Raw genomic sequence first — 19,420 nt, 5'->3', positions numbered from 1 at the left:
CGCCTGGCCAACGACTTTTGCCGCGACATAAAGATGGCTATTGTAACTGACGGCCTGCGCTGCCCGGCGGCCCGAACGATGCAAGCGAACGCCGGCCGCGTGCCGGGCGGCAGCCCGCCGCACCCGCGCTCGGGCGCTTCGGCGATCGAGTATGATTGCCGGATCATGTCTCGCAAATCCCTTCTCGACCCGTGGCGTGTCCGCGAGGAAATCGCCCAATCCGCCGCCCGCCTGATCGCGGAGGACGGCCTCGACTACGCCGGCGCGAAACGCAAGGCCGCGCGCCAGTTGCTGGGCGATTCGCGCGTTGCCGGCGAATGGCTGCCGGATAACGACCAGATCGAGGAAGAACTGCGCGAGTACCTCGCGCTGTTCCAGAGCGACACGCAGCCGGACGAACTGCGCCGCCTGCGCGAGATCGCGCTCGACTGGATGCGCCGGCTCGCCGAGTTCCATCCTTATGTGACGGGCGCCGTGCTGAACGGCACCGCGAACGCCCATTCGGATATCCATTTGCAGGCATTCACCGACAACCCGAAGGACGTCGCCATCTACCTGCTGAACCAGAACGTCCAGTACGACGTATCCGAGACGCGGCACTTCGCGGGCCGCGCCGACGTCGAGACGCTCAGCTTCCTGTGGCGCCCGCGGCGCGACGTGGATGCGATCGGCATCCACCTCGCGCTCTATGCGAGCGACGACCTGCGCGGCGCGGTCAAGGCCGACGCGCGCGGCCGCGTCGCCCGCGCGGATGCCGCCGCGCTGCGCGCGCTCGTCGAAGCAGGCAAGACCCCTTCCGAACCGGAATGATTCAACGATGATGATGAAACGCATGTTGGCGCTCGCGGTCGTCGCGGCCGCCGCCGTTGCCGGCGGGCTCACCGCCGGCCATTGGTTCCGCGGCAGCGCCGACGACGGTGTCGCCGTCGCCGCGCCCGCCGCGCAGGGCAATCCGGTCGAGCAGTTGTGGGCGTCGTCGCTGACGGGCACCGACGGCAAGCCGGCCACGCTGGCCACCTTCAAGGGCCAGAAGGTCGTCGTCAATTTCTGGGCGTCGTGGTGCGGCCCATGCGTCGAGGAGATGCCCGAGCTCGTCGCGCTGTCACACCAGTACAAGCAGAAAGGCATCCGTTTCATCGGGATCGGCGTCGATTCCGAGCAGAACGTGAAGAACTTCCTGCAAAAGGTGAAGGTCGACTATCCGGTCTTCGTCAGCGGTTATGCAGGTGCCGATCTGGCCCGTAATTTTGGAAATACTGCCGGCGCGCTGCCGTTTACGGTCGTGATCGACGAAACCGGCAAGATTCGCGAGACAAAATTGGGACAAATCCAACCAGCCGAGCTGAAAAAGACGCTCGACGCGCTGTAACCGGCCCGAACGGCGACCCGCAAGTTGGCGGCGATTTGCCCGTCGATCGCCGCAATTTCGCGTGAATTCGCCGATACTTTGCATCCATGCCGGTAATTCTTGCAGGTCCGGCGCGCCCGGCCGTTCGGCAAAACTAGACAAATTTCTCTAAATAGCGCTAAAGTTCGCGCAATTCCGCAGAAATAGAAGCGACCATGACACGATTGCTGGTGCTGCACGGCCCCAACCTGAACCTTCTCGGCACCCGGGAACCGGAGGTGTACGGCCGCGTCACGCTCGCACAGATCGATCAGGCGCTTGCCGCGCGCGCCGGGGAAGCCGGTGCCGAGCTGTCGTCGTTCCAGAGCAACCATGAAGGTGCGCTGGTCGACCGCATCCAGGCCGCGCGGGAGGAACAGACCGATTTCATCCTGATCAATCCGGCCGCGTATACGCACACGAGCGTCGCGATCCGGGACGCGATCGCCGGCGTTGGCATCCCGTTCGTCGAGGTTCACTTGTCGAACGTCCATCGCCGCGAAGCGTTCAGGCACCACTCCTACTTTTCCGACCAGGCCGAAGGCGTCATCTGCGGGCTTGGCTGGAAAGGTTATCTGTACGCGCTCGAGTACGCGCTGGACAAGCTGCAAGGCACGTCGCGCGGCTGATTTCGCGATCTAGATTCAGCGCCGGCCCCTAACCGGCGCTTTCACGTATTGAAAGGGGAATTCCCGATGGATCTTCGTAAGCTGAAAACTCTGATCGACCTCGTTTCCGAATCCGGCATCTCCGAGCTGGAAGTGACGGAAGGCGAAGGCAAGGTGCGCATCGTCAAGAACGCGCCGCCGATCTACGTGCAGCCGACGGCTGGGTATGCCCCGCAAGTCAGCGCGCCCGCTCCGTCGGTCGCGCTGCCGACCGAAGGCGCTGCCGCGCCGGCCGCGGGCGGCGCTGCCGCACCGGCCGTCCCGCAGGGCCACATCGTGACGTCGCCGATGGTCGGCACGTTCTATCGCGCACCGTCGCCGGGCGCGGACCCGTTCGTCCAGGTCGGCGACACGGTCAAGGAAGGCCAGACGATCTGCATCATCGAAGCGATGAAGCTGCTCAACGAGATCGAGTCGGACAAGGCCGGCGTGATCAAGGAAATCCTCGTCGAGAACGGCCAGGCCGTCGAATACGGCCAGCCGCTTTTCGTGATCGGCTAAGCCCGCCGCGCGGCCCTGTCGGCCGCGCGCCGCCGATGCTCGCCAGGCGCCGTTCGCGCGCCCCTCGAAGAGACGAATACTCGCTATGTTTGAAAAAATCCTCATTGCCAACCGCGGTGAAATCGCGCTGCGCATTCAGCGCGCGTGCCGCGAGCTCGGCGTCAAGACGGTGGTCGTCTACTCGGAAGCCGACAAGGAAGCCAAGTACGTGCGCCTCGCGGACGAAGCCGTCTGTATCGGCCCGGCCCCGTCGAACCTGAGCTACCTGAACATGCCGGCGCTGATCAGCGCCGCGGAAGTCACCGACGCCGAAGCGATCCACCCCGGCTACGGCTTCCTGTCGGAGAACGCCGATTTCGCGGAACGCGTCGAGCAGTCGGGCTTCACGTTCATCGGCCCGCGCCCGGAAACGATCCGCATGATGGGCGACAAGGTCACCGCGAAGCAGACGATGATCAAGACCGGCGTGCCGTGCGTGCCGGGCTCGGAAGGCGCGTTGCCGGACGATCCGAAGGAGATCGTCAAGATTGCGCGCGCGATCGGCTATCCGGTCATCATCAAGGCGGCAGGCGGCGGTGGCGGGCGCGGGATGCGCGTCGTACACACCGAGGCCGCGCTCGTCAACGCGGTCAACATGACCCGCGAGGAAGCCGGCCGTGCGTTCGGCAACCCGCAGGTGTACATGGAGAAGTTCCTCGAGAACCCGCGCCACATCGAGATCCAGGTGCTGTCGGACGCGTACAAGAACGCGATCTGGCTGGGTGAGCGCGACTGCTCGATGCAGCGCCGCCACCAGAAGGTGATCGAGGAAGCGCCGGCGCCCGGTATTCCGCGCCGCCTGATCGACCGCATCGGCGACCGCTGCGCGGACGCGTGCAAGAAGATGGGCTACCTCGGGGCCGGCACGTTCGAATTCCTGTACGAAAACGGTGAGTTCTACTTCATCGAGATGAACACGCGCGTGCAGGTCGAGCACCCGGTATCGGAGCTGATCACGGGCGTCGACATCGTGCAGGAACAGATCCGCATCGCGGCCGGCGAGAAGCTCACGCTGCGCCAGCGCGACGTCCAGTTCCGCGGACATGCGATCGAATGCCGGATCAACGCCGAAGATCCGTTCAAGTTCACGCCGTCGCCGGGCCGGATCACGTCGTGGCATACGCCGGGCGGCCCCGGCGTACGCGTCGACTCGCACGCCTACAATGGCTATTTCGTGCCGCCGAACTATGATTCGATGATCGGCAAGCTGATCACCTACGGCGCGACGCGCGAACAGGCGATCCGCCGGATGCGCATCGCGCTGTCGGAAATGGTCGTCGAAGGCATCCAGACCAACATCCCGCTGCACCGCGAGCTGATGATCGACTCGAAGTTCGTCGAAGGCGGCACCAGCATCCACTACCTCGAAAACCGGCTCGCGCAGAAGCAGCAGGTCGCACCGGAAGAAGCGTAAGCATGAGCTATCGCGAACTCGTCGTCGAACTGGCCCGTGAGCATGCGGAGGCGCTGTCCGACGCGCTGCTCGACCTCGGCGCGCTGTCGGTGTCCGTCGAGGACGCCGACGCCGACACGCCCGACGAACAGCCGCTCTTCGGCGAGCCGGGCCTCGTGCCCGACCGCACCGCGTGGCAGCACTCGCGCGTGGTCGCGCTGCTGTCGGCCGACCATGAGCCGGCCGTGCTGCTCGCCGCGGCTGCAAACGAAATCGGCATCGCCGAAACGCCGAAGTTCGTCGTCCGCGAAGTCGAGGAACAGGACTGGGTGCGGCTCACGCAATCGCAGTTCGAGCCGATCCCGATCGGCGAGCGAATCTGGGTCGTGCCGTCGTGGCACGATGCGCCCGATCCCGATGCGCTCGTCCTCGAACTCGATCCGGGCCTCGCATTCGGCACCGGCAGCCACCCCACTACCCGCCTGTGCATGGAGTGGCTCGAACAGTCGGTGAAACCCGGCCAGTCGGTGCTCGACTACGGCTGCGGCTCGGGCATTCTCGCGATCCTCGCGAAGAAATGCGGGGCGAACCCCGTGATCGGCATCGACATCGATCCGCAAGCCGTCGAATCGGCGCGCCAGAACAGCGAGCGCAACCGTGCGGAAGTCACGTACGGGCTGCCCGACGCATGCCCGGACGGAGAATTCGACATCGTGGTTGCGAACATCCTGTCGAACCCGCTGAAGCTGATGGCGTCGATGCTCGCATCGAAGGTCAAACCGGGCGGGCGCATCGCGCTGTCGGGCGTGCTCGCGCGCCAGGCGGACGAAGTCGCGGCCGTCTACGCGCGCTACGTCGACATCTCGGTCTGGCGTGAACACGAAGGTTGGGTATGCCTCGCCGGAACCCGGCGCGAAAGCCATTAGAATAGCGCTGTCCTTCACTCTGGCCAGCAGGCCGCCCGGCTCGACATGCTTCTTGCGACGCGCTGCCCTCATTGCGAAACCGTCTTCCGGCTGCAGCAGGAACAGCTCTCGCTGCATGAAGGGTTCGTGCGCTGCGGCCATTGCCACGAAGTCTTCAACGCGTCCGAATCGCTCGTCCCCGAGCACGCGCAGCAGCCCGAACCGGCACTGACCGAAACGGCTGCGGCGCCGGACGACGACGCACACCATCCGGCCCCGCCCGCTCGGCTGTTCAACGTCGACGCACCGGCCGGGTCGCCGTCCGACTCCGACTACAAGCCGGAAGGCTGGGACATGTGGGCGCCGTGGCTCGACGCAGGCGTCGATCCGTCGCTGCAGCACAGCGTCGAGACCGTACGCACCGAGCCTTTGGTGCCGCTCGCACTCCCGTCCACGGAAGCCGGCGTCGTTCACCTGTCGGGTACGCCCGCGCCGTTCCCGTCCCCGACCGAACTCGACGCATCTTCGACTGACGTCGCGCCAACGACCGAACCGCATTCGCAGCAGACGGAACCCGACATCGCGGCCTCGCGCGCGCCGGTCGAGCGCGATCCGCGCGAGCCCCGCTTCGTCGCCCATGTTCCGTCGGAACCGGAAGCAACCCCCGATGCCGCCGAACCCGTCGGCCACGCGCACTTCACCGTGCCGGACGACGACCGCGCGCCGCGCGAGCCGCGTTTTGCGTTCACACCGGCACCGGCCGTCACCGAACCTGAATCCGAAACCGGATCCGAGCCCGGTGCGTTCACCGCGCATGACAAGACCGCGCCCGCAGCCGGCGAGCCGGCCGCACCGTTCCCGGCCGCACTGACCGACGACGACCGCCCGCACTTCGCCGTCACGCGCGAGACGCGCGCGCCGCAGCAGCGCGGGATGCTCGGCGGTTTCTTCGGCGGCCTCGTCGCCGCGGTGCTGGCCGTGCTGCTCGTCGCGCAGCTCGCGTGGTGGCAACGTGAAACGCTGATGATCTACTGGCCCGTCACGCAGGGCTGGTTCCGGCAGGCCTGCGCGCCGCTCGGCTGCACGGTCGCGCCGCCGCGCGCGATCGACGGCCTGCGGCTCGACGCAACCGACCTGCGCCAGCTCGACGGGCCGCGCGAACTCGAATTGAAGGTACCGCTGACGAACCGCTTCCGCGTTGCGCTCGCGTATCCGTCGCTCGAACTCACGTTGCTCGACGACACCAATCACGTGACCGTGCGCCGCGTGCTCGCGCCGCGCGACTACGTGCGCCCGGGCACGCCGATCGACGCCGGGCTGCCGCCCGGCACCACGCAGACGATGGTCGTTCGCCTCGAAACGAACGGCACGCCTGCGTCGAATTTCCGCGTCCAGATCTTCTATCCGTGACGCGCCGCGGCGCGCGCATGCGCGCCCGTCTCAACCCGCGCGCCTCGAACGGCGCGCTATTTCGGAGCACGAACATGAGCAAAGTTACGCTGGGTGGCAACCCGATCGATCTCGCCGGCACGTTCCCGGCCGTCGGCGCCCAAGCCGCCGATTTCAAGCTGGTCGGCAAGGACCTCGCCGACCTGTCGCTCGCCAGCTTCGCCGGCAAGCGCAAGGTGCTGAACATCGTGCCGAGCCTCGACACGCCGACCTGCGCGACGTCGACCCGCAAGTTCAACGAAGCTGCATCGTCGCTCGACAACACGGTCGTGGTCGTCGTGTCCGCCGACCTGCCGTTCGCCGCCACGCGCTTCTGCACGACCGAAGGCCTCGAGAATGTCGTGACGGCATCGACGTTCCGCACCGGCCGCGCGTTCGCGAACGCATACGGCGTCGACGTGACGAGCGGCCCGCTGAACGGCCTGACCGCACGCGCGGTCGTCGTGCTCGACGCGCAGGACAAGGTGATCCACGCGGAACTCGTCGGCGAAATCAAGGACGAGCCGAACTACGACGCAGCGCTCGCCGCACTGAAGTAAGCTTTCTACCGCTTTCCCCTGCCGCGCCGCGCCCTTCGCGCGGCGTTGTCGCGCAGGGTCCCTCATTTCTACAGGAACGCACACCTTGGCTACGCTGATTTGCGGCTCGATCGCCTACGACTCCATCATGACCTTCGAAGGGCGGTTCCGCGAGCACATCCTGCCCGACCAGGTGCACCTCATCAACCTGAGCTTCCTCGTGCCGACAATGCGCCGCGAATTCGGCGGCTGCGCGGGCAACATCGCGTACGCGCTGCACATGCTGGGTGGCGATGCGCGCGTGATGGGGACGATAGGCGCGCTCGACGCGCAGCCGTATCTCGACCGGCTCGACCAGCTCGGCCTGCGCCGCGACCACGTTCGTGTGTTGCCCGATACGTATACGGCGCAAGCGATGATCACGACCGATCTCGACAACAACCAGATCACGGCGTTCCACCCGGGCGCGATGATGCAGTCGCACCTGAACCATGCGGGCGACGCGCCGGACATCAAGCTCGCGATCGTCGGTCCGGACGGCTTCGACGGGATGGTGCAGCACGTGGAAGAGCTCGCCAAGGCCGGTGTGCCGTTCGTGTTCGACCCGGGCCAGGGTCTGCCGCTGTTCGACGGTGCGACGCTGCGCCGCAGCATTGAACTTGCGACCTATGTAGCGGTCAACGACTACGAGGCCAAGCTGGTGAGCGACAAGACGGGTTGGTCCGAAGATGAAATCGCCAGCCGGGTCGACGCTCTCGTCATTACGCGTGGCGAACATGGCGCGACCATCCGCCACAAGCAAGGCACGGAGCAGATTCCTGTCGTGCCGGCCGAGCGCATCGCCGATCCGACCGGCTGTGGCGATGCCTTCCGGGGCGGTCTGCTGTACGGCATCGAGCATGGCCTCGACTGGGCAACCACGGGGCGCCTCGCGAGCCTGATGGGCTCGCTCAAGATCGCCCACCAGGGGCCCCAGACTTACGTACTGACGCGCGCCGAAATCGACGCGCGCTTCGAGACTGCATTCGGTTACAGTCTCAAATGAATATTGTGGGAGAGCAAAGATGTTGATGAAAAAAACCCTCACGCTCGCGGCCATGCTGACGGCCACGCTGACGCTCGCCGGCTGCTTCACGGCACCCGGTTCGGCCGATGTCTATAGCGTCGGCCAGGCGCAGCGCGAACAGACGGTCCGCATGGGCACGGTCGAAAGCGTCCGCGCGGTACGCATCCAGTCCGACGGCGGCGGCAGCGCGATCGGCACGCTCGGCGGCGGCGCACTCGGCGCGGTCGCAGGCAGCGCGATCGGCGGCGGCAAAGGCTCGATCCTGACGGCAATCGCCGGCGGCCTCGTCGGCGCGGTCGCGGGTAACGCGGTCGGCGAAAACCTCAGCACGGCGAACGGTGTCGAAATCACCGTGCGCCTCGACAACGGCGATCTGCGCTCGATCACGCAGGCGGCAAGCGGCGAAGCGTTCCGCGCCGGCGAGCGTGTGCGACTGCTGTCGAGCGGCGGCGTCACGCGCGTCACGCACTAACCGGTATCCTCAGCGCGCGGCGCAAGCCGCGGTCGAACGCATGTGCGAAGCTGCACATGCGTTTTTTTTCGCCCGTACTCGCCGCAGCCGGCGTACGGGCTCCCGGCGTACGGGCAACCGGCATACGGGCTCCCGGCGTACGCCCCCCGGCACCTCGGCGAACACGGACGAAAAAAATCCCGCCACCTGAGCCAGATGGCGGGACTGATTGAGTAGCGCTACTCAACCCACGGACACCACGTGAGTGTCCGGGTGGTGCTGGTCAGCCGCGATTACGGACGGCTGCCGGTCGGGAACGGCCATGCAGCTGCCGGGTTGAGCGCGGTCTTCGCGCCCGATGCCGGCGCAACCGATGCGGTCGACGCGGTCGTTGCCGGCGCAGCCTTCTTCACGACGGCCTTCTTCGGAGCAGCAGCCTTCTTCGGGGCAGCAGCCTTCTTCGCCGGAGCAGCAGCCGCCTTCGCAGGGGCAGCCTTCTTGGCAGGCGCAGCCTTCTTCGCAGCGGCCTTCTTCGCAGGCGCAGCCTTCTTGGCAGCAGCCTTCTTGGCAGGCGCAGCCTTCTTCGCTGCAGCCTTCTTCGCCGGCGCTGCCTTCTTCGCAGCAGCCTTCTTCGCCGGTGCTGCCTTCTTCGCAGCAACCTTCTTCACTGCGACTTTCTTGGCTGCAACCTTCTTCGCAGCGGCCTTCTTCGCCGGTGCCGCCTTCTTCGCAGCAACCTTCTTCACTGCGACTTTCTTCGTTGCGACCTTCTTGGCTGCAACCTTCTTCGCAGCGGCCTTCTTCGCCGGTGCTGCCTTCTTCGCAGCAACCTTCTTCACTGCGACTTTCTTCGCTGCGACCTTCTTCACTGCAGCGGCCTTCTTCGCCGGAGCAGCAGCCTTCTTCGCAACGGTCTTCTTGGCAGCAACCTTCTTAGCAGCCGGTTTCTTCTTGGCAGTAGCCATGTTGTTCTCCTTCAGGTTCAGATGAGAGTCAGTTCAAACTACACCCTTCGTCAAAACCCGCTTCCCGCGGACGCTGTTCAGGACGTGCGCTTCGAAGCGGGCTATTCATCGGCGTACGCGGATACCACGCGCTTACGCTAATGAATACGGTATGGCGCGCGTGACCACTCGGCCTCGCGCGCCAAATCAAGTCGGTAGCCGGCGCACCTCGCGCCGCTACCCCTAATCGCTTGATCAAGCGGACCGCCACACGGCCGTCCGCTTTATCCGGAGGGAAGTTTGCCCATCCCACTGAAGGGTTCGCAAAGTGCCGGTCGTATCGTTGGGCCGTTGAGGCACCGGGCATGCTTTGCATCAGGCGTTCTTGCTCCTAAACCTTGGGCCGGGGCCGAGAGGCCACCGGCTGCTCACATCACGTGACGGGTTCGCTGCTGCGGGTTATTCCCAGGACAGCGCGCCCCCCGTCTGATACTCGATCACACGCGTCTCGAAGAAGTTGCGTTCCTTCTTCAGGTCGATCATCTCGCTCATCCACGGGAACGGATTTTCCTCGTTCGGGTACAGCGGATCGAGGCCGATCTGCTGGCAACGGCGGTTGCTGATGAAGCGCAGATAGCTCTTGAACATCGACGCGTTCAAACCCAGCACGCCGCGCGGCATCGTGTCTTCGGCGTAGCGGTATTCGAGTTCGACAGCCTGCTTGAACAGCTCGCGGATCTCGGCGCGGAATTCCGCGGTCCAGAGATGCGGATTCTCGAGCTTGATCTGGTTGATCAGGTCGATGCCGAAGTTGCAGTGCATCGACTCGTCGCGCAGGATGTACTGATATTGCTCTGCAGCACCCGTCATCTTGTTCTGGCGGCCGAGTGCGAGGATCTGCGTGAACCCGACATAGAAGAACAGGCCTTCCATGATGCAGGCGAACACGATCAGCGACTTCAGCAGCTTCTGGTCCGCTTCGAGCGTGCCGGTCTTGAAGGCCGGATCCGTCAGCGTGTGGATGAACGGAATCAGGAATTCGTCCTTCGCGCGGATCGACGTGACCTCGTGGTACGCGTTGAAGATCTCGCCTTCATCGAGACCGAGCGATTCGACAATGTATTGGTACGCGTGCGTGTGGATCGCTTCCTCGAACGCCTGGCGCAGCAGGAACTGCCGGCACTCGGGCGCCGTGATGTGGCGGTACGTGCCGAGCACGATGTTGTTCGCCGCGAGCGAATCGGCCGTCACGAAGAAACCGAGGTTGCGCTTCACGATGCGGCGCTCGTCCTCAGTCAGACCGTTCGGGTCCTTCCACAGTGCGATGTCGCGGGACATGTTGATTTCCTGCGGCATCCAGTGGTTCGCGCAACCGGCCAGATACTTTTCCCACGCCCACTTGTACTTGAACGGCACCAGCTGATTCACGTCAGTCTGGCCGTTGATGATGCGCTTGTCGGCGACATTGACCCGCGCTTCCGAACCGCCGGCGGGAACAGCCGATGCTTGCGGCGGCACCGCAAGATCGCCTTCGAAAATGTCACGGACCTGATGGGCGGCAGGCGTTGCAGCCTGCATTCCGACAGCCATCCCGGCGGAGGTGCGCATCGCGTTTTGCTGCGCTCCGCTCGCGGGGGTTACGGCAGTCTTCTCGTCATCCCAGTTGAGCATAAATTCTCACCATCAATTTAGAACGGTTTGTACCATCTTTTCCTGAGCGATAAAAGGGTTCGCTCACGAAAAATCCTTTTTTCGATTCGCCTTGCGACCTCGATACAACACTTTGAGCAACGCTTCGTCGTTCATGCAGCGCGCGACGTGAGTCGCGTGTGTATCGCGAGGTGCGCTCGACGCATCGAACGCTGATCGAAACGCGACGTCGTCGGGGATGTTTCGATCGCTTGTCACTGCCTGCAACGCAGGTGCCGCGTTACAGATTCCTTATCATTTTTTTAGTTGAGAGCGGCGCACACTTCAACCTCGATCGGTCGTCGTGTGCGCCGCCCGAACCTTCTTCAGGTCAGGCGCGTTGCGTTACTGGCACGCTTCGCACTCGTCGAAGCCGGGATCACCCGGACGCATCGTGCACACCGGACCGTCGGCCTCGACCGGTGCGAGTGCCGGTGCCGCGTCGACTGCGCCCGACGACGATGCTGCGCCGCCTGCCGCGCCGAAGCCGCCGGCTGCGCCTTGCGCGCCGCCGCTGCTCGAACCGCCGCTCGTCGGCACCGCGTTCAGCGCGCCGTGTGCGACCGTCGACTTCTCGACGTGCGTCGCCGCCATCGTGCGGAGGTAGTAGGTCGTCTTCAGGCCGCGCAGCCATGCGAGCTTGTAGACCTCATCGAGCTTCTTGCCCGACGCGCCGCCCATATAGATGTTCAGCGACTGCGCCTGGTCGATCCACTTCTGGCGACGCGATGCCGCTTCGACCAGCCACGTCGGGTCGACTTCGAACGCGGTCGCGTAGATCGCGCGCAGGTCGGCCGGGATACGGTCGATGCGCGACAGCATGCCGTCGAAGTACTTCAGGTCGGCGACCATCACTTCGTCCCACAGGCCGCGTTCCTTCAGGTCACGCACCAGGTACTCGTTCACCACCGTGAATTCGCCCGACAGGTTCGACTTCACGTACAGGTTCTGGAAGGTCGGTTCGATACAGGCCGACACACCGATGATGTTCGAGATCGTCGCCGTCGGCGCGATCGCGACGCAGTTCGAGTTGCGCATGCCGTGCGTGGCGATCCGCGAACGCAGCGTCGTCCAGTCGAGCGACTCCGACGTGTCGACCTCGACATAGCCGCCACGCGCTTCGGCCAGCAGCTTCAGCGTGTCCTGCGGGAGGATGCCGCGATCCCACAGCGAGCCGCGGTAGCTCGAGTAGCGGCCACGCTCCTCGGCCAGCTCGGTCGACGCGTGGTACGCGTAGTAGCACACCGCTTCCATCGAACGATCGGCGAACTCGACCGCTTCGGTCGACGCGTACGGCGTGCGCAGCAGGTGCAGGCAGTCCTGGAAGCCCATGATGCCCATGCCGACCGGACGGTGCTTCAGGTTCGAGTTACGCGCCTTCGGCACCGCGTAGTAGTTGATGTCGATCACGTTGTCGAGCATGCGCATCGCGACGCTGATCGTGCGCTTCAGCTTGTCGTGGTCGAGCGCGTAGCTGCCGTCGGCCTGCTTCACCAGGTGGGCGACGAGGTTCACCGAGCCGAGGTTGCACACCGCGATTTCGGTGTCGCTCGTGTTCAGCGTGATTTCCGTGCACAGGTTCGACGAGTGGACGACACCGACGTGCTGCTGCGGCGAGCGCACGTTGCACGGATCCTTGAACGTGATCCACGGGTGGCCCGTCTCGAACAGCATGCCGAGCATCTTGCGCCAGAGCTGCGCCGCCGGGATCTTCTTGAACAGCTTGATCTCGCCGCGTGCGACCTTCTCTTCGTAAGCCGTGTAAGCCTTCTCGAAATCGGCGCCGAACTTGTCGTGCAGGTCCGGGCAGGTCGACGGCGAGAACAGCGTCCAGTCGGCGCCTTCCATCACGCGCTTCATGAACAGGTCGGGAATCCAGTTCGCCGTGTTCATGTCGTGCGTGCGGCGGCGGTCGTCACCGGTGTTCTTGCGCAGCTCGAGGAACTCCTCGATGTCGAGGTGCCACGATTCGAGGTACGCGCAGACCGCGCCCTTGCGCTTGCCGCCCTGGTTCACCGCGACGGCCGTATCGTTCACGACCTTCAGGAACGGGACCACGCCTTGCGACTTGCCGTTCGTGCCCTTGATATGCGAGCCGAGTGCACGCACGCGCGTCCAGTCATTGCCGAGACCGCCGGCGAACTTCGACAGCAGCGCGTTTTCCTTCAGCGCTTCATAGATGCCGTCGAGATCGTCCGCGACCGTCGTCAGGTAGCACGACGACAGCTGCGAGCGGTGCGTGCCCGAGTTGAACAGCGTCGGCGTCGAGCTCATGAAGTCGAAGCTGGACAGCACGTTGTAGAACTCGATCGCGCGCGTTTCGCGGTCGATCTCGTTCAGCGACAGGCCCATCGCGACGCGCATGAAGAATGCCTGCGGCATTTCGATGCGGCTGCCTTCGACGTGCAGGAAGTAGCGGTCGTACAGCGTCTGCAGGCCGAGGTAGCCGAACTGCAGGTCGCGGTTCGCGTCGAGCGCTTCACCGAGGCGCTTCAGGTCGAACTGCAGCAGCTTGTCGTCGAGCAGGCCGGCGTCGACGCCGCGCTTCAGGAACTGCGGGAAGTATTCCGCGTAGCGGGCCGACATCTCGGCCTGCACGACTTCCTCGCCGAGGATCTCGCGACGGATCGTGTGCAGCAGGATGCGGGCCGTGACCTGGCTGTATGCCGGATCCTTTTCGATCATCGTGCGCGCTGCGAGGATCGCCGAGTCGTAGACCTGGCTCATCGGCACGCCGTCGTACAGGTTCTTCACCGTTTCGGCGACGATCGGGTCAGGGTTAACCGCAGCGCCGAGGCCTTCGCACGACGACACGATCAGCGCGCGCAGCGCGTTCAGGTCGAGCGGACGCGTGACGCCGTTGTCGACGACGTTGATGCCGGTGCTCGACTCGCCGCCCGCTGCCGCTGCTTCCTCGCCCGCATGCTGGCGCTCGAGGTGACGCTTCTCGCGATACAGCACGTACGCACGCGCGACGTTGTGCTCGCCGCCGCGCATCAGCGCGAGTTCGACCTGGTCCTGGATGTCTTCGATATGGAACGTACCGCCGTTCGGGCGGCTGCGCACGAGTGCGCGCACGACGTTCTGCGTCAGCTGTTCGACCTGCTCGCGCACGCGCGCCGATGCCGCGCCCTGCCCGCCGTTGACGGCCAGGAAAGCCTTGGTCACCGCGATCGCGATCTTCGAAGGTTCGAACGACACCACACTGCCGTTGCGGCGGATCACCTTGTAGTCGGCGAACGTGGCCTGCGGCGCGAGCGCCTTCGCGCCCTGTTCGGTCCCGCCGAGCGGACGGCTCGAGGCGCTCTCGTACTGGGACGTCGCGTTGTCGGTGGTTTGCATGTGCAAAGCTCCTGGTGTTGGATGGTGCGGAGAGAACCGCGGATTAAAACGAACGCTGCGCAACGTGGTGCGCGAGCGGTAAGAGGCGAGCGATGCGCCGGGGAAGCCGGTTGGGTCGATGCGCGACAACCGATCCGGTCGTGTGCTTCGTCATGTATCCCCTGCCCCGTCGATGTTCGCTGCGCTGATCGCGACGCCCGGACCACCCGGCCTGACGCGCCGCCCTGAGAACCCTGTCCGCCGGCGTTGCCCGCCGGCCGGTGCCGCTCGGGTTTCCCCTGCGACACACACTATATCTAGTACAGAACTACTCAACTGGCACCAAGTATAGTGGACATTCGAAGGAGGTCAAAACGGATAATTTGCGCTGAAGGTATTGACATCACACCGGCCGCCCGGAGGGGCAGACGTGACAAGGCATTGGTCGGAAAAAAAATTTTCGCCGGCTCAAAAACCCTGCGATCAGTGCTGACGGAAAGGAAAGTATTCGGCGGAAAAACCGGCATCGCTCGCGAAGCGTTGCCAATCGAAGTGCGGGCCCGGGTCGGTCTTGCGGCCCGGCGCGACGTCCGAGTGCCCCGCGAATGCGTCGACCGGATAGTGCTCGGCGAGCGCGCGGGAGAGCGCGGCCAGGACCGCGTATTGCGCATCGTCGAACGGCACGTCGTCCGCGCCTTCGAGCTCGATGCCGATCGAGAAGTCGTTGCAGCGCACCCGGCCGAAGAACTCGGACGAGCCCGCGTGCCACGCGCGCTCGTCGCACGACACGAACTGCACGAGCTCGCCGCCGCGACGGATCAGGAAGTGCGCGGACACGCGCACGCCGCGCAGGTGGCTCTGGTAATAGGGGTGCGCATCGCAGTCGAGGCGGTTCAGGAACAGCGCCTCGATCGCGTCGCCGCCGAACTCACCGGGCGGCAGGCTGATGTTGTGGACGATCACGAGCGTCGGCACCGCACCCGCGGGCCGCACCTCGAAGTTCGGCGACGGCGCATGGCGCGCTTCGCGCACCCAGCCGTTCGCGTCGACCGACAACATCGGCGCGTCGCTCATCGTGCGTCGTGACCGCTTGCACGCGCGGCGTGGCGCTGCGCGTGCTCGGCGCTGCAGAAGTATTCGCCGCCCGCGGCGACCGCGTCGCCCTTCGGCGCATGCACGCCGCATTCGGCGCAGCGCACCATCGGCTCGGGCAGCGAGCGCGCGTCGCCGTTCGGGCGCGCAGCGCCGGCGCCGCCGGCACCGGACGCACCGTCGTGACCCGCGCCGCGGCCGGTGCGCGCCTGCGCTTGCTCCTGGGCCTGGCGCAGCTTGCGCGTGAGCCAGGAACCCGCGAAGAAGAGAAGAATCAGGAGAAGAATCTGTCGCATCGGAAACCTGCGTTCAAACCACGGAACGGTGCAGCAGCACCTCGAAAACGAACCGGCTGCCGACATACGCGAGCAGCAGCGCGGCGAACGACACGAGCACCCAGCGCGCGGCGCCACGGCCGCGCCAGCCCGACGTCTTGCGCGCAACCAGCAGGCCGCCGAACATCAGCCACGACAGGATCGCGAACACGGTCTTGTGGTCGAGCCGCAGTGCGCGCGCGTCAACCTGCTCGCTGAACAGGATGCCCGACGCGAGCGTCAGCGTGAGCAGCACGAAGCCGGCGCCGATCAGGCGGAACAGCAGCTTCTCGAGCGTGAGCAGCGGCGGCAGCGTTTCGAGCCAGCTCGCGATCCAGCCCGTCGAGCCGTCGCGCCCGCCGCTCCTCAGCGACTGCAGCCGCCGCTCGACCATCAGCATCAGGATCGCGTGCAGCGCGGCGATCGCGAACAGGCCGTACGCGATGTTCGCGATCAGGAAGTGCAGCTTGAACAGCGGCGCTGCGGCATAAGGAAGCACCCGCACGCCGCCGAACACGAGCGGCAGCAGCGACGCGCCGCACGCGAGCGGCAAGACCAGCAGGCGCAGGCTGTCGAGCGGGAAGAAGAAGCTCTCGATCCAGTAGATGCCGGCGCCGAGCCAGAACATCGCGGACAGCGCGAACGCGAAGCCGAACACCATCGAGTCGTTCGGAAAGATCGTCATATGGAGCAGTACGCCGTGCGCGACGAGCGCGGCGAATAGCAGCGCGCGGCCGGCCCCGCTCATCCCGGACGCGGCGGACGCGGGAACCGGCACGGCCGGCACGCTCGCGACGAGCGGCGTCGCGCCCTGGCGGTGCGTGCGCCAGCCTGCGACGGCGAGGCCGCCGTACAGGAATGCGGTGAGGGCATACAGTACAATATCCATGTTCGAAGTTTACACTAGGCCCCCTTCCCGCGACGGCTCCCTTTGTTCGGTTCCGCCGCGCCTTCGGGCCCCACTGTCCATCGCTCCCCATGCTCGACAATCTCACTCAACGGATGGCGCGCGTCGTCAAGACGCTGCGCGGCGAAGCCCGGCTTACCGAGGCGAACACGCAGGAGATGCTCCGCGAGGTGCGTCTCGCGCTGCTGGAGGCTGACGTCTCGCTGCCCGTCGTCCGCGAATTCATCGCCAAGGTCAAGGAAAAGGCGCTCGGCGAAGAAGTGATCAGCAGCCTGTCGCCGGGCCAGGCGCTCGTCGGCGTGGTCCAGAAGGAACTGACCGCCGTGATCGGCGGCGACTACGAAGGCAAGGCCGCCGAGCTGAACCTGGCTGTCACGCCGCCCGCCGTGATCCTGATGGCCGGCCTGCAGGGCGCGGGCAAGACCACGACCGTCGGCAAGCTCGCGAAGCTGCTGCGCGAGAAGTACAAGAAGAAGGTGCTGACCGTGTCGTGCGACGTATATCGCCCGGCCGCAATCATGCAGCTGAAAACGGTGAGCGAACAGGTCGGCGCCGACTTCTTCCCGTCCACGCCGGACCAGAAGCCCGTCGACATCGCGGTCGCGGCCGTCGACTGGGCGAAGCGCCACTACCATGACGTGCTGATCGTCGATACGGCCGGCCGCCTCGGTATCGACGAGGCGATGATGCAGGAAATCGCCGCGCTGCACGGCACGCTGAAGCCGGCCGAAACGCTGTTCGTCGTCGACGCGATGCTCGGCCAGGACGCGGTCAACACCGCGAAGGCGTTCAACGACACGCTGCCGCTCACCGGCGTCGTGCTGACCAAGCTCGACGGCGACTCGCGCGGCGGTGCCGCGCTGTCGGTGCGTCACATCACGGGCAAGCCGATCAAGTTCGTCGGCGTCGCCGAGAAGCTCGACGGCCTGGAAGTGTTCCACCCCGACCGGATGGCGAACCGGATCCTCGGCATGGGCGACATCCTCGCGCTCGTCGAGGAGGCGCAACGCGGCGTCGACGTGCAGGCCGCGCAGAAGCTCGCCGACAAGGTCAAGAAAGGCGGCGATTTCGACCTGAACGATTTCCGCGCGCAGATCTCGCAGATGAAGAACATGGGCGGCCTGTCGTCGCTGATGGATAAACTCCCCGCGCAATTCCAGCAGGCGGCCGCCGGCGCCGACATGGGCCAGGCCGAGAAGTCGATCCGCCGGATGGAAGGCATCATCAGCTCGATGACGCCCGCCGAGCGCGCGAAGCCCGAAATCATCAAGGCGACTCGCAAGCGCCGCATTGCAGCCGGCGCGGGCGTGCCGGTGCAGGAAGTCAACCGGATGCTGAACCAGTACGACCAGATGCGTACGATGATGAAGAAGCTGAAGGGCGGCAACATGCAGAAGATGATGCGCGGCCTGAAGGGCATGATGCCCGGCATGCGCTGATTCCGCCCGTCGGCCGGCGCGCGGGTTTTTGCTGTAGCGCGCGCCCGCCGTTCTGCTTCATTCTTATTTGTATACCGACTGCCCGCCAGAACACATGAACCGCGAAGAAGCCCTCCACATTTTCAACCACTCCGAAGAGATCGTGTCGGCCGATGCCGTCAACGCGTCGATCTCCAAGATGGCCGACGCGATCCGCGCCGAGATCGGCGACGCGTTCCCGCTCGTTCTCTCGGTGATGGGCGGCGCCGCGGTGTTTACCGGGATGCTGCTGCCGCATCTCGATTTCCCGCTCGAATTCGACTACATCCACCTGACCCGCTACCGCAACACGACGCAGGGCAGCCCGGAGATGCACTGGCGCGTCGCGCCGCGCGAATCGGTGAAGGACCGCATCGTGCTCGTGCTCGACGACATCCTCGACGAAGGCGAGACGATGGCCGCGATCCGCGACCGGATCCTCGACATGGGCGCGCAGCGCTTCATGTCGGCCGTGCTGTGCGAGAAGACGCTCGCGAAAGCGAAGCCGCTGCACCCCGACTTCTGTGGCTTCCCGGTGCCGGACCGCTACGTGTTCGGCTGCGGGATGGACGCGAAGGGCTACTGGCGCAACCTGCCGACGATCCGCGCGCTGACCACCAACGTCTGATCGCCGCCCTGCCCGCCCTATAAGAAAAGCGGCGCTCCGGTTTCCCGGAGCGCCGCTTTTTTTCGTGCGCGTGCCGCCGCCTTATAACTGGTGCACGAACGCGCGGATGCCGGCCAGCAGCATCTCGACCGAGATTGCGACGAGCACGAGGCCCATCAGCCGCTCGAACGCCGCGACCGTCCGCTCGCCGAGCCATTGCTGGATCCGTTCGGCCAGTACCAGCGTGATCGCGCAGACGATCATCGTGACCGTCAGCGCACCGACCCACTCGAGCATCTTGCCGGGCGCCTGCGACGTCAGCAGCATCACCGTCGCCAGCGCGGACGGCCCGGCCAGCGCCGGAATCGCCAGCGGCACGATGAACGGCTCGCCGCCCGCGCGCGGATCGCTGCCGAGCGCGCCGTCCGGATGCGGGAAGATCATCCGCAGTGCGATCAGGAACAGCACGATCCCGCCGCCGAGCCGCAGCGACAGGTCGGTGAGGCTCATCATCCGCAGGAAGCGGTCACCGACCACCATGAAGAACAGCAGGATCACGAACGCGATCCCCACTTCACGCAGGATCAGCTTCACGCGCCGCTCGCGCGGCACGTCCCGCATCGCCGAAATGAAAAGCGGGATGTTGCCGAGCGGATCGGTGATCAGCACCAGGAGTACGGTGGCCGACAGGAACGTGTATTCCATCGTGTCC

At 65.4% G+C, this 19,420-nt stretch carries 20 protein-coding genes; 12 read left to right on the top strand and 8 right to left on the bottom strand.

The features are described 5' to 3' along the window. Positions 1-165 precede the first annotated feature (165 nt). The 10 genes from KEC55_RS02725 to KEC55_RS02680 all read left to right on the top strand — a co-directional run bounded on the left by KEC55_RS02725 (position 166) and on the right by KEC55_RS02680 (position 8,398). On the top strand, positions 166-810 hold the full coding sequence (locus KEC55_RS02725; protein ID WP_282506635.1) for a UDP-N-acetylmuramate--alanine ligase: 645 nt from the start codon (positions 166-168) through the stop codon (positions 808-810). A 7-nt stretch (positions 811-817) separates the two neighbouring features. Continuing rightward, complete coding sequence (locus KEC55_RS02720; protein WP_282506634.1) at positions 818-1,369, top strand: TlpA family protein disulfide reductase; 552 nt, start codon at positions 818-820, stop codon at positions 1,367-1,369. 194 nt (positions 1,370-1,563) lie between these two features. Further along, complete coding sequence (gene aroQ, locus KEC55_RS02715) at positions 1,564-2,016, top strand: type II 3-dehydroquinate dehydratase (RefSeq protein WP_282506633.1); 453 nt, start codon at positions 1,564-1,566, stop codon at positions 2,014-2,016. A 66-nt stretch (positions 2,017-2,082) separates the two neighbouring features. Then, positions 2,083-2,556, top strand: a complete 474-nt coding sequence (gene accB, locus KEC55_RS02710; protein ID WP_176050910.1) for an acetyl-CoA carboxylase biotin carboxyl carrier protein — start codon at positions 2,083-2,085, stop codon at positions 2,554-2,556. An 85-nt stretch (positions 2,557-2,641) separates the two neighbouring features. Then, positions 2,642-4,009 (top strand): acetyl-CoA carboxylase biotin carboxylase subunit, encoded by a 1,368-nt coding sequence (gene accC, locus KEC55_RS02705; protein WP_176050911.1) that lies wholly within the window; start codon positions 2,642-2,644, stop codon positions 4,007-4,009. 2 nt (positions 4,010-4,011) lie between these two features. Further along, the gene (gene prmA / locus KEC55_RS02700; RefSeq protein WP_034186386.1) at positions 4,012-4,914 is read left to right on the top strand and encodes a 50S ribosomal protein L11 methyltransferase; all 903 of its coding nucleotides are present in this window, start codon (positions 4,012-4,014) and stop codon (positions 4,912-4,914) included. A 45-nt stretch (positions 4,915-4,959) separates the two neighbouring features. Further along, positions 4,960-6,303, top strand: coding sequence for a zinc-ribbon and DUF3426 domain-containing protein (locus KEC55_RS02695; RefSeq protein ID WP_282506632.1), 1,344 nt, complete (start codon positions 4,960-4,962; stop codon positions 6,301-6,303). Positions 6,304-6,377: 74 nt separating this feature from the next. After that, complete coding sequence (tpx, locus tag KEC55_RS02690; RefSeq protein WP_027783488.1) at positions 6,378-6,881, top strand: thiol peroxidase; 504 nt, start codon at positions 6,378-6,380, stop codon at positions 6,879-6,881. A gap of 85 nt (positions 6,882-6,966) precedes the next feature. After that, on the top strand, positions 6,967-7,905 hold the full coding sequence (locus tag KEC55_RS02685; RefSeq protein WP_282506631.1) for a carbohydrate kinase family protein: 939 nt from the start codon (positions 6,967-6,969) through the stop codon (positions 7,903-7,905). A 19-nt stretch (positions 7,906-7,924) separates the two neighbouring features. Further along, positions 7,925-8,398, top strand: coding sequence for a glycine zipper 2TM domain-containing protein (locus tag KEC55_RS02680; protein WP_282506630.1), 474 nt, complete (start codon positions 7,925-7,927; stop codon positions 8,396-8,398). 272 nt (positions 8,399-8,670) lie between these two features. Here KEC55_RS02680 and KEC55_RS02675 read toward each other — a convergent pair whose 3' ends face one another. From KEC55_RS02675 to KEC55_RS02645, 7 genes are all read right to left on the bottom strand, one after another. After that, positions 8,671-9,342 carry a histone H1-like DNA-binding protein gene (locus KEC55_RS02675; RefSeq protein WP_282506629.1) on the bottom strand — a complete coding sequence of 224 codons (672 nt, stop codon included), beginning with the start codon at positions 9,340-9,342 and terminating at the stop codon, positions 8,671-8,673. A gap of 28 nt (positions 9,343-9,370) precedes the next feature. Then, positions 9,371-9,697, bottom strand: coding sequence for a hypothetical protein (locus KEC55_RS02670; RefSeq protein ID WP_282506628.1), 327 nt, complete (start codon positions 9,695-9,697; stop codon positions 9,371-9,373). An 83-nt stretch (positions 9,698-9,780) separates the two neighbouring features. Beyond that, a complete protein-coding gene (locus KEC55_RS02665) occupies positions 9,781-10,992 on the bottom strand; it encodes a ribonucleotide-diphosphate reductase subunit beta (RefSeq protein WP_014898151.1) in 1,212 nt (403 codons plus the stop codon). Positions 10,993-11,355: 363 nt separating this feature from the next. Further along, positions 11,356-14,352 carry a ribonucleoside-diphosphate reductase subunit alpha gene (locus KEC55_RS02660; RefSeq protein WP_282506627.1) on the bottom strand — a complete coding sequence of 999 codons (2,997 nt, stop codon included), beginning with the start codon at positions 14,350-14,352 and terminating at the stop codon, positions 11,356-11,358. Positions 14,353-14,814: 462 nt separating this feature from the next. Further along, positions 14,815-15,405, bottom strand: a complete 591-nt coding sequence (ampD, locus tag KEC55_RS02655) for a 1,6-anhydro-N-acetylmuramyl-L-alanine amidase AmpD (RefSeq protein WP_282506626.1) — start codon at positions 15,403-15,405, stop codon at positions 14,815-14,817. Continuing rightward, the gene (locus KEC55_RS02650; RefSeq protein ID WP_282506625.1) at positions 15,402-15,719 is read right to left on the bottom strand and encodes a PP0621 family protein; all 318 of its coding nucleotides are present in this window, start codon (positions 15,717-15,719) and stop codon (positions 15,402-15,404) included. Before KEC55_RS02650 ends, ampD begins: the two co-directional genes overlap by 4 nt. Before the next feature lie 13 nt (positions 15,720-15,732). Beyond that, positions 15,733-16,626, bottom strand: coding sequence for a cytochrome C assembly family protein (locus KEC55_RS02645; protein WP_046544887.1), 894 nt, complete (start codon positions 16,624-16,626; stop codon positions 15,733-15,735). Between the two features lie 89 nt (positions 16,627-16,715). Between KEC55_RS02645 and ffh the strand changes: the two genes are divergently transcribed. Both ffh and KEC55_RS02635 read left to right on the top strand, forming a co-directional pair. Next, positions 16,716-18,083 (top strand): signal recognition particle protein, encoded by a 1,368-nt coding sequence (ffh, locus tag KEC55_RS02640; RefSeq protein ID WP_282506624.1) that lies wholly within the window; start codon positions 16,716-16,718, stop codon positions 18,081-18,083. 94 nt (positions 18,084-18,177) lie between these two features. Then, positions 18,178-18,729, top strand: a complete 552-nt coding sequence (locus KEC55_RS02635; protein ID WP_282506623.1) for a hypoxanthine-guanine phosphoribosyltransferase — start codon at positions 18,178-18,180, stop codon at positions 18,727-18,729. 81 nt (positions 18,730-18,810) lie between these two features. Here KEC55_RS02635 and KEC55_RS02630 read toward each other — a convergent pair whose 3' ends face one another. After that, positions 18,811-19,413 (bottom strand): MarC family protein, encoded by a 603-nt coding sequence (locus tag KEC55_RS02630; RefSeq protein ID WP_048251148.1) that lies wholly within the window; start codon positions 19,411-19,413, stop codon positions 18,811-18,813. Positions 19,414-19,420: the final 7 nt, after the last annotated feature.

The sequence above is a fragment of the Burkholderia cepacia genome (assembly GCF_029962485.1).
Lineage (GTDB): Bacteria > Pseudomonadota > Gammaproteobacteria > Burkholderiales > Burkholderiaceae > Burkholderia.
The sequence above is the reverse complement of the archived record's forward strand: the minus strand, read 5'-3'. Positions and strand labels throughout refer to the sequence as shown.